Origin of the sequence: Pseudomonas putida, assembly GCF_001976065.1 — a bacterium.
Lineage (GTDB): Bacteria > Pseudomonadota > Gammaproteobacteria > Pseudomonadales > Pseudomonadaceae > Aquipseudomonas > Aquipseudomonas serbica.
Genome location: NZ_MNAH01000010.1, coordinates 131,591 through 147,963 on the forward strand (window position 1 = coordinate 131,591; position 16,373 = coordinate 147,963).

The window sequence follows — 16,373 nt, forward strand, 5'->3', positions numbered from 1 at the left end:
CCCTGACAGGCAACCGATGCCTGGATAACACCTGCACCACGGATCAGCTGCCAGCCTGCGAGGAGTCACCGTCATGCGAATCGAGCCGATAATCCTCACGCTAGCACTCATACTGTTCATTTTTGCGATAGGGGTCGCCTGGAGCCTTATCTTCCTGTTCAGCAGTTAAGCGTCCATTTTCGACTTCACCCACGACCAGGTATTTTAGAAAAGAAAAGGGAGGGCATCCATGCCCTCCCCTCAGCTTTTCACGCGTCTGCAACAGTACTGACCAGGACCTCAAGTGGCGAGAATGAAGTCTGCGGCAGTGACGGTTGTTGCATCGGATACACCGACCAGGCGGATGGAGTCAGCTATTCCTGCGGAGCTGATCAAGGTATCCGCACCGACATCGGTGATGATGACGTTGCCGACAAAGGTCACGGCATTGACGCCGAACGCGGAAATATCGAGCCGGTCCTGGCCTCCCACCGCGTCGGCATCGAAGCCGATGATCTGATCGACCCCGAAGCCCGCTGCGAACATGAAGATATCGTTGCCACTGCTGGCAACCATCACGTCGTCGCCGGCACCGCCAGTGACCGTATTGTTGCCAGTACCGCCATCGATAAAGTCATTGGCGATACCCCCCAACAATGTGTCGTTGGCGTCACCACCGAGCAGCGTGTCGTTGCCTGCTCCGCCATTCAAGACATCCGCCCCGGCACCGCCGGTGAGGGTGTCGTTGCCGCCGCCACCATTGAGGGTGTCATTACCCACCCCGCCGGTGATGACGTTATTCAACGCGTTACCGTTGCCGACGAAGTTGCCGACGCCGGTGTAGGTCAGGTTCTCGACCTCAGCGCCCAGCGTGTAGCTGGCCAGCGAAGTCTGCACGGAGTCCGTACCGCCACCCGCCACCTCGACCACCACGTCTGCGGCTGCATCGACAACGTAGGTATCGTTGCCGCCTCCCCCCACCAACCGGTCAGCACCGGCACCGCCATTGAGGACGTCGTTACCCACCCCGCCGGTGATGGTGTTGGCCAGCGCGTTACCGGTACCGGTGAAGTTACCGGCGCCCGTATAGGTCAGGTTCTCGACGTTGGCACCGAGCAGGTACGTCGTCAGGCTGGTTTGCACCAGATCGGTACCACCACCCGGCGCCTCGGTGACAAGGTCACCGACGTTGTCGACCACAAAGGTGTCGTTGCCGGCACCGCCGCTCATGTTATCCGCGCCGAGCCCTCCGTTGAGGGTGTCGTTGCCGTCCTCGCCATTGAGCAGGTCGTTGTCGTCTCCGCCGTTGAGGATGTCGTTGCCAGTGCCGCCAAACAACTGGTCGATACCGGCCAGGCCATTGAGCGTATCGTTCCCGTCCAGGCCAAGCAGTACATCGTTACCCGCGGTGCCGATGAGGATGTTCGCCAAGGCGTTGCCCTGCAGAACCACGCCCTGAACCACCACCGCCGCCGTCGCTGCAGAGGTCACCGACTCCAGCGTGCCGAAGCCATCGGTGTAGCGCACGATCACTCGCAGTTGCAGATTGACCTGCGCCGCACCAGGGGTGAAGGTCGCTGCCGTCGCGCCGTTGATGTCGGTGAAGGACGCGCCGACACCTTGCTGCCACTGGAAGCTGAAGGTGCCGAGCCCGTCCGGATCGGCAATCGCGGCCGTCAGCGCGGTCAGCACCTGCCCTTGATCCGGTGTCGTATCGCTGATCAGCAACACGCCTGTCGGTGCATCGTTGACGTTGGCCACCGGCCCCAGGACGTTGGACGAAACGCTTTCGGCCGCACCGAAGTCATCCACGTAACCGATCACCACGCGCACTGCCTGGCCGACCTGGGCCTGGCCAAGCGCGAACGTGCTACCGGTAGCGCCGGCGATGTTGACGAAGCCCGGCCCGTTGTTTGCCTGCCATTGGTAGGTGAACTGCGGATTGCTCAGGCCATCAACGTCGATGATGCTCGCCGGGTTAGCCGTCAACACCTGGTTCTGCACGGCAAGCCCGGTGACGGTTGGCCCCTGGGTCGGAGCATCGTTGACGTTGTCCACCGGCCCCAGGATGTTCGACGCAGCGCTTTCGGCCACACCGAAGTCATCCACGTAATCGATCACCACGCGCACTTCCTGGCCGACCTGGGCCTGGCCAAGCGCGAAGGTGCTGGCGGTTGCGCCGGCGATGTTGACGAAGCCGAGCCCGTCGTTCGCCTGCCACTGGTAGGTGAATTGCGTAGTGCTCACGCCATCGGCGTCGATGATGCTCGCCGGGTCAGCGGTCAACAGTTGGTTCTGCACGGCAAGCCCGGTAACGGTCGGCCCTTCGGTCGGTGTACTGTTCCCGGACGAGTCGACGATCTCCAGCGTGCCCTCGGCATCCTGGTACACCGCCCGGACGCGGATGTTCAGGCCCGCCACATCGTCCGTCACCCGGTAGGTGCTGCCGGTCGCCCGCGATGCCTCGCCAGCGGCGACAACAGTGATGTCTTCATAGATGCCCGAACCAGCGATGTTCTCGACCTGCCAGTAGTAAGCCATCCCACCGGTCACCGCACCGGTCGGGTTGGCCACACTCTGGCTGTCCGCGTCACGTACCGCCTGACCGCTGACGCGCAGCAACTGGCCAGCAACCGGCGTTTCGTCACGCAGGCCGGTGGCAGCATCGAGGATTGCCAGATGACCCGACGGGTCGTTGTTTTGGGCGGTGCCCACTCCGGACGACTGCGCCACGTCAGCGAACTGCAGACGCTCGACGCCCGTCAAGCGATCGACGCCATCACGCCCCGCTACCGAGTCGGTCACAATGACTGTGTCGCCTTCGATCTCGATGCCGTATTCCCCCAAATTACCGGAGAAAAACGCAGTATCGAAGCTGTCATCGCCAGTCAGAATCTCCCGCACGATGACCAACTGGCCCGGGTTGTAAGTACCGTTCAGCATAAACGGCACCAGCGGCTCCATGCTGTCGAACGTGGCGATTTCCTCGCCAGTGCCATCGGCATTCTCCCGTACGCTGATACGTACGTTCAGCCACTTGTCACCATCGATGATGTCGTCACCACCGCGACCTTCGATCAGGTCGCTGCCGCTGCCGCCGAGGATGATGTTGCCGCCGTCGAAGAACGTCGCTCCGTCTGCCAAAAGGTCAGCCAGGCCGTTGATCAGGTTGATGTTGGTCAGCACACTGCCGGTGGCACCCGCAGTGGGTAGCGATGTGGCATCTTCGTTATCACCGCGCAGGTAGTCTCCGTGGGCGGAACCCGACAGACCTTCCACGATGTCGAAACGCACCAGCGCCGAAGCACCTGAACCCGGCACCGGTGGAACATCGAAAAAGCGGTCGGTGAAATCTATGGTCACGCCTTGGGCGAGCCCCTTGAAGGTTGCCCAGTCATAGCCGGAGCCGCCGATATAGCGGTCACCCAGGCCAAGACTGCCGACCATGATGTCATCGCCGCCTTCGCCGTTGAACTTATCGTTCTCGTTACCGCCGATGAACACATCGTGGCCGATCACCGGGTCATTGCCAGCCGGGTCGAAGTTGTCGCCAGGCGCACCGTCCGACGTGCCCTTCTCGATCCAGTCGTCGCCTTCGTTGCCCATGTCCTGTTCATTGGCTTTGCTGCCCAGGATGAAGTCGTTGCCCTGGCCACCGATGGCCTCGGAAGCGTCCTCACCGGTCACGATGAAGTCATTGCCGAAGCCGCCAATGATCAGGTTGACGCCGTTGCCACCATGCAGCACGTCGTTGCCGTCGCCACCCTGGATATTATCGTCGCCGCCGCGGTCGGTGATGATGTCGTCGCCAGCACCACCACGCAGTTGGTCGTTGCCGTCACCACCTTCGATGCGATCGTTGCCGCCGTCCCCCCAGACCGTGTCGTCGCCTTCACTGGAGATGAGGATGTCTGCGCCGTTGGTACCGCCCAGCACGATGTGCTCCGCACCGGTGTACTTGATGTAGTTGGTGTCCGCCCCCTCGGTCAACGGATTGTCGCGGAACACCACCTGCTCGCCGTCCTCAAGCGGATCGGCGCTGGCAAGGCCTTCGTTGAACTGCTTGCTCTGGTCCACTTCCAGATAGAACCCTGGATCCGAGAACACCAGGCCCGGCAAGTGCGTGGCCGAGGTGTTGGCCATGATCAGCTTGGCGAACGAGTTGCTTTCCAGTTCGGCGTTCATCGACAGGCCAGCGGTACGCTCCAGGTAGTAGAAACGGTCACCGTCCTGGAGTTTTTCCATCTGGTTCTCGAACACGAAGTTGAAGGTCGAGCCGAGCATGCCGCCGAACGGAGTTTTCTCTTCGGCCAGACCGCCGATCCAGAGGTCGATGGCATCGACGCCAGTGATCGTCACGCCCTTCAGATCGTCGGCGGTCCCCAGCAGCCCATCCTTGCCGGCCCGCGTTACGTTGGCCCAGGTACCGGTGCCGTTGAGGAAGTCCATACGGTCTGACGGCGCATCATCACCACCAAATACCAGCGCCATGGCTGCAGCGCGTTTACCTTCCAGCGTGGTCGCCGCCGTGATCGTGTCATGCGTGCCATAGGCCGCGATGAAGTTGATCAACGACTCCGGATGTTTCAGGTGTTGCACCAGGTCGACCCAGCTGCTGTACGGCTTGAGTTGGGTATCACCGGTTTGGCTGTAGATGTCGCGGCGAATCGCGTTGAGCGAGGGAATCCCCACGTCGCGGCCACGGGCGATGTTGATCGCCGGCAGGTCGAGCGGCAGGCCGAGCAGGTTATTGCGCAGCGCCTCGGTGACGAACTCGTCGATTTCGTTACCGGCCTGGCGAGTCACCCCACGTATGATCGCACTGGTCGCATCCTCTGGCGTCACACCACTGGCGGCGTACGCCAACGGGTTGAGGAACGCGGCGATCAAGCCCATTTGCTGATCAGGATCATCGCTGTTCGGATCGCCAACCACGTTGAAATCAACGTCGAAGCGATCGACGGTCTCGGTCAGCATCGAGTGGCCAAACCGGTACACGGTGTGCGCGAACTCGGCAACGATCGAGGCATCAAGGTCGACGTCATAGACCTGAGTCGGCGCGAAGAACAGATCGACCCTGGGCTGGATGGTCCGCGCAAATTCCTCGAACACCAGGTGCTGATACTGCATCTCGGTGCCGAACTTGGCAGCCTGGAACAAGCGCTCGCCATTCCACACCAGCGCATCGATCTCGGCCTGGTTGGCTGGCAACGTGCTCACCGGAGTGAGCAGCCACTCATTGAGGAAGGCCACGTCACCCGAATCGAGCACGGTGTCCATGGTCTGCGCGACCAGCCGATTGTGCTCGGCGTGGAATATCGCGTGCACCGCAGTCAGGCCGATGTTCTCGTTGACCCGACCGTCGCCAGCGATGTAGTGCGCATCCAACAGTTCGTTGTCGTAGGCCAGGTTGGCCCCGGTCTGCGGATTGGACGGCACCGAATTGCCAATGTCGTCATCCGCATCTGGCATGAGCACGCCACCGCTGAACACCGGCGCTGCATTGTGGGCAATGTCGGCGAGGAACTGGTGACCGGTGCGCACAGCATTGGTCAGGCTGATGGGGGCAAGCGGATTGCCTTCGACCAGGAAGTCATCAGCCGTGCCGCCGAGCCCGTCAGCCCCTTTCATCACGACCATCGGGAAGCCGTTCGGCCCTTTGATGAAATTGCCATAGGCGTCTGTCGCCAACAGCGGACCGTTCTCGACGTCGGCATCGGTCAGGTGGATACCCAGGACATCGTTGGCCTGCGCCTTGACCACTTTCCAAGTGGCCATGCCACCGATTTCGCTATCGTCCGCGGTTCCATACTTGCCATCGGCGCCCAGGTCACGGTTAGTGATCAGCCTGCCGGTCGCTATGGGGCCATTGTCGGTCAGCTCATAACCGCGCAGGAACACCTGGTGCGACGGGTGCGAGCTGTAGGTCTGGTTCTGGTCCACGAACGGCGAGGTGGTGTTGGTGTGCTCATGGATGTCGTCGGCCGTGCCGAGAACGCCATCCGCCCCTGGCTGGTTGGTCGCACGGGTCAGCACCATGAAGTTAGTGTGGCCGCCTGGAACATACAGCGGATCATCCGGTTGCAGCGGGATATAGATAGTGCCCGAACCGCCTTTGGTGACCAAGTCCAGACCATGATCGAAGAACTGCCCGAAGAAGGTCATCCAGGCGTTGAACGGCGCGGACAACCCTGCGTCCGCCGCGGTGTTCTCGAACAGGTACACATCGTGGTCGTCGCCAGTACCGAACTGACCATCCATGCCGGGGCTGGCGACTATCCGTACGCCATCCTTGAGCACGTCGTCGCTATCCTCCGAGCCGAAGTTGAGCACACCGTCGGCGCCCACGTCGTAAGCCGTGGCATAGGCCGCCGGGTTGTTCGACGTCTGGTCGACGATCAGATTACTGATGGTGCGCGGCTGCGAGTCAAACACCGCGCCGCTGGTCTGCTGGTACGACGATCCCGGGATGGCCGGCGAGCCGGGACCAAAGAACCCGGCAGGAGCACCTTCCGCCGGATTGAAGACCGGTTCGCTCACGCGCGGGAAGATGTTATCCGCGGCACCAAACTCGGTGTTGTTGATACCGTTGAGGTTCATCAGGTTGTTGTTCGAGCCGTCGACCGCACGCAAGCCCAACGGCGCGCGGATATTCGGGATCAGCGAGAGGATGTCCTGACCGGCCGCATCAGCTTCGGCAATCTTGATCTGATCAAGAATGAAGTTGAGGTCGGAGCGGACCATGTGCAGGCCCTCGCCACCGGCTGTGGCATCGACTACAGGTGTCGGCGCCGTCGGCACAACCGGCTCGCCAGGTTCCACCACGGCAGTCGGCTGCGAGAACAGCACTTCAGTCGTGCCATGCGCATCCTGGTAGATCGCCTTGACCCGCAGTGCCAACCCGGCGAGATCCGGGGAAACCTTGAAGGTGGTGCCGTCGGCACTTTGGAACCCAAGGTCACCCGCAGGCAACAGGATGATGTCTTCGAACACACCTGTGCCGGGGTCGGCTTCGAATTGCCAATAGTAGGACACCGAGGTGTTGTTGACGAAACCCTGCAGGTTACCCACCGCGATGTTGTTGCCATCGCGCACACCGGCCATGCTCACGGTCAGTGTGTCGCCCACAGTGATCGCGCCGCCGTTGCCATCCGCGACGGTCGGCCTGCCCGTCGGTTGTGCGTTCAGCCCCGGCACCAACACTTGCTGGGTATCGGCGAACTGCAGGCGTTCGATATGCAGCAAGGTATCGGTGCCGTCGCGACCCACTTCGGTATCGGTCACCGTCCAGACATCGTCCGCCACATTGGCCGTGCCGCGGGTATCACGCGTCACCACATACTCGGACTGAAGCCCGGAGAAAATGGCGGTGTCGAAAGCCGCCCCGCCAGTCGAAGTGCCGGGCAGGATTTCCCGCACGGCCTTGAGCTGCCCCGGGTTATAGGTGCCGTCGAGCATGAACGGGATCATATCGACCATGCTGTCGAAGGTGGCGATCTCGGGGCCGGTATGGTTGACGTCACCGACGTCATAGACCGCAATCCTGACGTTGAGCCATTTGTCGCCATCGATCAGATCATCGCCACCGCGCCCCTCGATCAGGTCACTGCCATTGCCACCGAGGATGATGTTGCCCGTGGCAAAGCCGGTGGTCGGCAAACCGGCATCGGCCAGAAACTGCTCCAGTCCGCGGATCAACGCCACATTGGTCAGCGCACTGCCCGTGGTACCACCGTGGTTGATGATAGTGTCCGCATCAACATTATCGCCCATGAGCACATCGGCGAATTGCGAACCGGACAAGCCTTCGACCTCGGCAAAACGGTCGAGAATCGAGGCCGGCGAGGCGCCGACCGGATTGAACACCCCGTTGTTCTGGTTTGGCGCATTGCCGTGTGGCTGCGCCAGCTCGGCCATGGTCAGGTCAACGGTCACGCCGACCCTGTCATTCTTATGGGTGACCCAGTCAAAACCGGACATGCCGTCCATATTGTCCTGGGCGTCGCTGCCGACAAAGATGTCATCACCACCCTCGCCGATCATTTCGTCGAAGCCACCACCACCGACAAAGATATCGTTGCCGATCGAATCGTCATTGAGCAACGGCGCAGCGTTATCGCCAGGCGCACCGTCCTGGGTGCCCTTCTCGATCCAGTCATCACCTTCGTTGCCGGTAGCTGGCAGGTTGGTCTTGGCGCCGAGGATGAAATCGTCACCCTGGCCGCCGAAGGTGGTGCTGATGTCTTCAGTAGTGATGATGAAGTCCTGGCCATCGCCCCCAAGGATCAGGTTGCCTCCAACCAGCATGCTACCGGCGATGATCACATCGTTACCGGCATTGCCTTCCAGACGGTTGTCGCCAAACGAGTCGGTGATGATGTCATCGCCCGCGCCGCCCAGTACCGCATCGTTCCCGGCGCCGCCTTCGAGGCGATCGTTGCCGCCGTCGCCGTACAGGGTGTCATCGCCGTCACCGGAGATGAGGATGTCATTGCCGGCGGTGCCGCCCAGGACGACATGGTCTTCACCGGTGTATTGCAGATAATTACTGTCCGCGCCCGCGGTGTTGGGGTTGTCGCGGATCACCAGCGGCACGATTTCCACGCCGTTGATCATGAGGCCGCCCGTCGGGTCGTCTTTGCCGTCCACGCCAAGGTTAGTGAACTGATTGGCCTGATTCACTTCGAGGGTGAACGTCGGCGTCAGGAACACGGTGTTCGACAGGTGGGTGACATCGGTGTTGAGCATCATCAGCTTGGCGAAGGAGTTGTTCTCCAACTCGGTGCCGAAGTTCAGACCCGCGGTACGCGACAGGTAGTAGAAGCGGTCGCCGTCCTGCAACGCCTCCATCTGGGTTTCAAACACGAAGTTGAACGTCGAACCGAGCATGCCGCCGAACGGCATTTTCTGCTCGGCGAGGCCACCGACCCAGAAGTCGATGTCGTCGAGGCCCGTGATCGTCACACCCGTCACGTCGTCGGCAGTACCCAGCAGCCCATCCTTGCCGGCCAGCGTTACGTTGGCATAGGCATTGGTGCTGTTGAGGAAGTCCAGGCGGTCATCCGGTGAACCAGCACCGCCGAATACCAGCGCCAAGGCAGCAGCGCGTTTGTCTGCCAGGGTGGTCGCCGCCGTAATCGTGTCATGCGTGCCATAGGCCGCGATGAAGTTGACCAACGACTCGGGGTGCTTGAGGTGGTCCGCAAAGTCAGCCCAACTGATGTACGGCGTGAGTTGGCTGTCGCCGGTTGATGCGTACATCTCACGGCGCGCTTCATTCAACGTGGGGATGCCAGTCTCGCGGCCACGCGCCAGGTTCAAGGCCGGCAAATCGAGCGGTAGACCGAGCAGATTGTTGCGCAACGCTTCGGTGACGAACTCATCGATCTCATTGCCGAGTTGGCGGGTCACACCGCGAATGATCGCCCCTGCCGCTTCGTCCGCAGTCGCCCCGCTGCCGACAAACGCCAGCGGGTTGAGGAAGGCCGCGATCAGACCCATTTGCGAGTCCGGGTTGTCCGGGTCAGTGAGGAGCGGATTGAACTCGGGGTCGAAGCGATCGACGGTCTCGGTCAACATCGAGTGACCGAAGCGGTACACCACGTGGGCGAACTCGGCGAGGATGGCCGGGTTGATCGAGGTGTCATACCCGTTGGGGGCAAGGAATGCGTCGACCTGCGGCTGAATGGTCCGCGCAAACTCCTCGAACACCAGGTGCTGATACTGCATCTCGGTGCCGAACTTGGCGGCCTGGAACAGGCGTTCGCCGTCCCACACCAACGCCGCGATTTCTGCGGCTGTAGTCGGTAGCGCAGCCACGTCGTCCACCAGCCACTCATTGAGGAAGGCCAGATCGCCGGCGGCAAGGAGGGTGTCCTTGGTTTGCTGGACCAGCCGGTTGTGCTCGGAGTGGAACACATGGTGCACGGTGGTCAGGCCGATGTTCTCGTTCACCCGGCCGTCGCCGGCAATGTAGTGAGCGTCAAGCAGTTCGTTGTCGTAGGTCAGGTTGTTGCCGCCGGCGCCAACCGGCTGCGCATTACCGATATCAGTGTCAGCATCCGCCTGCAGAACCCCACCGACGACGACCGGCGCGGCATTGTGGGCGATGTCGTCGAGGAAGCCATGCCCGGCGCTCACGGCGTTGGCCAGGCTGATCGGAGCGGCCCGGTTGCCTTCGACCAGTTGCGTGACGTCATCCGCTGTCCCGGCGATCCCGTCAGCACCGTTGCTGACGCGCATCACCACCTGAGGCATGCCGCTCGAACCGCGGATGAAGTTGCCATACGCATCGGTTGCCAACAGCGGCACGCTGTGCACATCGGCGTCGGTCAGGTTGATGCCAAGAATGTCACGGGCCTGGGCCTTGACCACTGCCCAGGTCGCCATGCCGCCATTTGTGCCGTCGCCATCATCGGCGGTGCCGAACTTGCCATCGGCGCCGAGATCGCGGTTGGTAATCAAGCGCCCCGTTGCAACAGGGTCACCTGCCGCGTTGAGGACATACTCGCGCAGGAACACCTGATGCGAAGGGTGCGAGCTGTAAGTTTGGCTTTGGTCCACGAACGGCGAGGTGGTGTTGGGCTGGCCATCATCGGCAGTGCCGAGTATTCCGTCCGCGCCGGGGGTATGCACAGCCCGTGGCAGCACCATGAAGTTGGTCGGGCTGCCGGGTACGAATAACGGATCGCCCGGCTGCAGTGGAACAAACACAAAGTCGGTACTGCTCTTGGTGACCAGGTCGAGGCCATGGTCGAAGAACTGGCCAAAGAAGGTCATCCACGAGTTGAAACCGGCGGTCAGACCAGCGTCCGGCGACACGTTGGGAATAAAGAACACTTCCTTGTCGTCATCCGTGCCAAACACGCCATCCAGACCGGGGCTGATCACCGGGTCCGCACCGCCGTTCGCCGCCACCGCGGCCGGGTTGTTGGCGGTCTGGTCGACGATCAGGTTACTGATAATCCGTGGCTGCGGGTCGACCACATTCCCTGACGCGGCATAGGCCGCCCGATACTGGGCATCAAGAAGGCGCAGGAAGGAGTTGTCCGCGGCGCCAAACTCGCTTTGCCCGGCGACCAGGTTGTTGTAGCTGCCATCGACGGTGCGCAGGCCGAATGGCACTTGGCTGTTGGGCAGCAAATCACTGAGGCTGGCGCCGTCGGCATGCGCCTCTGCGATGAAGATTTGCTTGAGTATGAATTCCAGGTCCGACTTGTTGAAATTGGCCATTTTTATTGTCCTCGATCTCTCTGGGGAAAGGCACGGGACGAAACAATCCTCCCACGCCCAGTCAGGTGCTGGCTTGCGAAGTTCGTTGGTTCAGTTGTAGGGCGAGAGCAGGCGTGGGTTAGGCAAAGCCGTCCCCCGGCGCCCGTGACATGCGCGCCTGGAATTCGCGAAATGGATGGGTCGCCGAGCGATCAGGCAGAGCGATCCCGAGCTATGGGTGGGCCATGGAATTGGGACGTCGAAGTGAACTTCCTGAACAACTGCGTCACTGCGCAAAAGATCAAATGAATCGACATGTTTGCTCCCTCGGGAAAATCACCGCCTTGCAATGCCAAAGTTTTGGCTGGCTTCCGGGGGGCGATCTTTGAACATGACTAAAGTTCCATAGCAAAAAACTGTCAATATTACGCCGCAGAAACAGACGACTGGTATTGGAATTGCCAACCTACTGTTATTAAAGGATATATAGGAAATTATAAGCAATATTAGAGCGAAATGTTATTTAAAACTGTATCGCTAGAGAAACAAACGCCACCTACGCTGCTGCATGTGAATCACCGAAAAAACGACTGCTCAAGCCGACGAGTTACCTGGAGATCTACATCTATCTGATAGTCAATCACATTTACCGGTAGCGGGTGTGCCGCATGGTCAACCTGGCTTTTCGGTGGGGAGGACGCAAATGCAAAAGCAGTCGAGCACCCGCTCAGAACTGTCAGACGCGATTTTTCGCCTGCGCCGCAGCTTTTACTCGCTGGCAGCGTTCAGTGGCGTGATCAACGTCATGATGTTGACGCCAGCTATTTATATGCTGCAGGTTTATGACCGGGCCCTGGTCAGTCGCAACGTCACAACCTTGACGATGTTGACGATTCTGGTAATCGGCCTGTTCTTGCTGATGGCCACGTTGGAAATGTTCCGCACCCGCGTGCTGATCCGGGTCGGCAACTGCCTCGACATGGACCTCAATCGACGCATTTTCACCGCTGCCTTCGAGCGCAACCTGAGCCGCGCGGGAGGTAACCCGTCCCAGGCCCTGCAAGATCTCGCTCAGGTGCGTCAGTTCCTCACCGGCAATGGCCTGTTCGCATTCTTTGACGCGCCATGGACGCCGATCTACCTGCTGGTCGCCTATCTGATCCACCCGCTGCTCGGACTGGTCACGCTGATCGGCTCGCTGATTTTGGTGGGCCTGGCTTATCTCACCGAGAAGGCGACACAAAAACCACTGGCCGAAGCCAACCAGGCTGCCCTCTCCTCCGCCAGCTACGCCAACAACAACCTGCGCAACGCCGAAGTCATCGAGGCCATGGGCATGCTGCCGTCGATCGGCAAGCGCTGGTACCAAAGTCATTTGCGCATTCTGGAGATGCAGACCCTGGCCTCCGACCGTGCCGCCCTGATCAGCAGCATCGGGCGCTTCGTGCGCATCACTTTGCAGTCACTGATCCTCGGCGCCGGCGCCCTGCTGGCGATTGAAGGCAAAATAACCCCCGGGATGATGATTGCTTGCTCAATCCTCACCGGCCGCGCGCTGGGCCCGGTGGAACAAGTCATCGCGTCATGGAAGCAGTTGCTTGGCTGTCGTTCTGCCTGGGGCCGGTTGAACGAAATGTTGAACGATTATCCGCGCCGGCCACCGAGCATGTCGCTGCAGCGGCCGCTAGGCATGCTGACGGTGGAGAACGTATACGCCGGAGCCCCCGCCACCAACAATACGATTGTGCGCGGGGTGAGTTTCAACCTTTCTCCCGGCGAAAGCCTTGGCATTATCGGTCCATCCGCCTCGGGCAAATCCACCCTCGCCCGCCTGTTGGTCGGCGTCTGGCCGGCACAGGCCGGCAAGGTGCGCCTGGACGGCGCGGACATGTTCACCTGGAACAAGGGCGAACTGGGCCCCTGGATCGGTTACCTGCCACAGGACGTGGAACTGTTCGAAGGCACCATCGCCGACAACATTGCGCGCTTTGGCGAAGTGGACAGCGACGCGGTCATTCGCGCCGCCAGGACGACTGGCGTGCACGAGATGATCCTGCGTTTCCCGCAGGGTTATGAAACCCGTCTGGGCACCGATGGCAGCCCGCTTTCCGGTGGCCAGAAGCAACGCATCGCCTTGGCTCGCGCACTGTATGGAGAACCCAATCTGATTGTGCTGGACGAGCCGAACGCCAACCTCGACGACGTCGGTGAAAAGGCCCTGGTCGATGCCCTCGCCCAACTCAAGAACCGCGGCGCCACCGTCATTCTGATTTCCCACCGTCCCAATGTGCTCTGCGCCGTCGATAAGGTGCTGATGCTGCGCGACGGCGGTGTGCAGATGCTCGGCACTCGCGACGAAGTATTCGCAGCGCTGCGCAAGGCCAGTGTGATGCCTGCCGGCGCATCAACTCCACTGGCCTCCGTCAAAGCACGGGAGTGACCGATCATGCAGATGAGCCAACACAGCGACATGATTCTCGCCGATCCCAGGAACGAGGTGGACCTGGACGTCGGTAAACACGTGCGCTGGGGCATGTTGCTGGTACTCGCCGGCTTCGGCGGTTTCCTCCTGTGGTCCTGGCTGGCGCCGCTGGATGCCGGCGTGGTGGCGACAGGCACGGTCAAAGTCACCAGCAACCGCAAAGCCGTGCAGCATTTGAGCGGCGGCACCGTGGAGGCCATTCTCGTTCGCGAAGGCGATACCGTGAAAAAAGGCCAGGAGGTAGTCCGCCTCGACTCGCTGCGCGCCCTTGCCGAACAGGGTGCGGTTGGCGCCCAGTACATCGTCAGCAAGACGGTGGAAAACCGACTGGAAGCGGAACGTGACGCGCGCAGTGTGGTGACCTTCGATCCCGAACTGCTCAAACGCTTCGGCAATGACCACCGCCTGGTAGCCGCCATGGATCTGCAACAGCGTCTTCTGGACACCCGGCGCGCCGGTCTGGCGGGCGAAATCAGCATCCTGGAGGAAAACCTGGCGGCGTCGCAGGTGCAGCTCAAGGGTCTGCAGCAGGTCTATGGCGCCCGCGCCTCGCAAATCAACTTCCTCAACCAGGAACTGCAAGGCACCCGAGTTCTGGCGGCCGAAGGCTATGTGCCGCGCAACCGCTTGCTTGAGCTGGAACGCAGCAACGCCGACCTCTCGGCCGGCCAGGCGGAGAACCTCAACAACATCGCTCGCGTGCGTAGCCAGACTACCGAAATCAAGTTGCGCATCCTGCAGCGCCAGCACGATTACCTGAAGGAAGTCGAATCACAGCTGACTGAAACCGCCAAGGAAAACACCACCCTGGCCGACCGCTTGCGCGCGCTGGACTATGAAGTGACCCACACGGTGATACGGTCGCCCATCGACGGCATGGTCCAGTCCCTGAGCATTGCCACCGTCGGGGGAGTCATTCAGCCCGGCTTCAAGATCATGGAAATCGTCCCGGTCAACGAGCCGCTGCAGGTCGACGCAATGATTCCCGTGCAGGCCATCGACAAGATGGTCCCCGGCCTGCCCGTGGATATCGCGTTCCCGGCCTTCAACCATGCGCAGACGCCAAACATTCCCGGCCGCGTGAAGACCATCTCCGCTGACCGCCTGCTCGACGAGGAAAGCAAGCAACCGTTCTATCTGGCTCAGGTGGAAGTCACACCCGATGGCATGAGGCTGCTTGGCAGCAATCACATTCGCCCTGGTATGCCCGCCAGCGTCACCATCAAGACCGGTGAGCGCAACTTGATGAGCTATCTGCTCAAACCGATGCTCGAACGTGTGGACAGCTCCTTTAAGGAACAATGAAATGGACCGTCATTGCATATTCTTCTGCCTGCTGGGGTTGTCCCTGCCGGCCAGCGCCATGGACCTCAAACAAGCCTGGGATCTGTTGCAGTACCAAGGTCCCGTCTACCGTGCCGCCGTGCATGAAAAAGCCGCCGGCGAGGAAAACCGCGCCATCGGCAAGGCCGGCCTGCTGCCGCAGGTCAATGCCTCGGCCTACGACAACAAGGTCAATGGCACCCAGCGTCAGAACGGCATCGACAGGGATCTCGACTACGACTCCAAGGGCGCGAACGTGCGCCTGCGCCAGCCGCTGTTCAACAAACAGAAGATGGCCGAGTACCGCCAGGGCAAGCAGCGTGCCGACTACAGCGTCGCAGTGTTCGATGCCAAGAGTCAGGACGCCGCGGTGCGCTTGGCCGAAAGCTATTTCGACGTGCTCCTGGCCAGCGAAACCATCACCCTTGCCCAGTCCAAGCTGAGCGCTTTCGAAGAGCAACTCGCCTCGGCGAAACGGCGCATGGAGTTGGGGGCCGGCACCGTCACCGACATCGACGAGTCGGCCGCTCGTCGCGACCTCGCCGAGGTTGAGCTGATCGAAGCCCAGGACAACCTGGTCAACGCGCGCCGCAAGCTTGAGGAATATATCGGTGAAACCCCCGAATCGCTGACCACCTTGCGTCCGACCTTTGATACACCACCACTGCTACCAAGCGACCTGCAAGACTGGTTGGTCAAAGCCCAGACCGACAGCCCGCTGATCCATGCGCGCCGTCATGGCAGCGACCTCGCCGAAGAAGAAGTGAAGCGCGCCAAGGCCGGCCACTGGCCAACGCTGGATTTCGTCGCCGGATATACTGCGGGCGATAGCCAATCAATCTCCGAGTTGAACCAGCGCAACCGCTACGGTTCAATCGGGCTGGAAGTAAACATCCCGTTGTACAGCGGTGGCGGCACCAGCGCTTTGGCACGCCAGGCCAGCGCCAATAGCTACAAGGCCCTGGACGAACTCGACGCCACGCGCCAGGAAGTCATCACCGGTACCACCCGTGAGTATCGCGGCGTACAGAGCGGCGCCCAGCGTATTCGCGCCCTGGAGAAAGCAGTGGTGTCCAACGAACGCTCACTGGCTTCGACCCGCAAGGGCTTCAAGGAAGGAGGTACCAGCACCAACTCGGACGTCCTCAATGCCGAAGAACTGCTCTTCGTTGCGCGCCACGACCTGTTCGAAGCCAAGCTGCGCTACTTGATGTCGCGCCTGCGCCTGGCCTCCTCGGTGGGTAGCCTGGGCGACGACGATATCGACCACATCAACGACTATCTCGGACCGGAACTGTTGGTCACCAACTGACGCTCACCTGCAGCTGACAAGCCAGGAGTTGTTCGAGCGGACAACGCTCCACAGTTTTGAAGGGTC

General features: G+C 61.0%; 4 protein-coding genes. 3 read left to right on the top strand and 1 reads right to left on the bottom strand.

Annotated elements, in window-relative coordinates; translation table 11 throughout:
* Positions 1-279: 279 nt before the first annotated feature.
* Positions 280-11,211, bottom strand: a complete 10,932-nt coding sequence (locus BKX96_RS27075; protein WP_077185936.1) for a peroxidase family protein — start codon at positions 11,209-11,211, stop codon at positions 280-282.
* A 682-nt stretch (positions 11,212-11,893) separates the two neighbouring features.
* On the opposite strand from BKX96_RS27075, the gene BKX96_RS27080 reads away from it, so the two are divergent.
* Genes BKX96_RS27080 through BKX96_RS27090 form a run of 3 tightly spaced genes read left to right on the top strand, consistent with a single transcriptional unit; the run spans position 11,894 to position 16,307 of the window.
* Positions 11,894-13,630 (top strand): type I secretion system permease/ATPase, encoded by a 1,737-nt coding sequence (locus BKX96_RS27080; protein ID WP_046817123.1) that lies wholly within the window; start codon positions 11,894-11,896, stop codon positions 13,628-13,630.
* Positions 13,631-13,636: 6 nt separating this feature from the next.
* A complete protein-coding gene (locus tag BKX96_RS27085; RefSeq protein ID WP_046817122.1) occupies positions 13,637-14,977 on the top strand; it encodes an HlyD family type I secretion periplasmic adaptor subunit in 1,341 nt (446 codons plus the stop codon).
* A gap of 1 nt (position 14,978) precedes the next feature.
* On the top strand, positions 14,979-16,307 hold the full coding sequence (locus tag BKX96_RS27090) for a TolC family outer membrane protein (RefSeq protein WP_077185937.1): 1,329 nt from the start codon (positions 14,979-14,981) through the stop codon (positions 16,305-16,307).
* Positions 16,308-16,373: the final 66 nt, after the last annotated feature.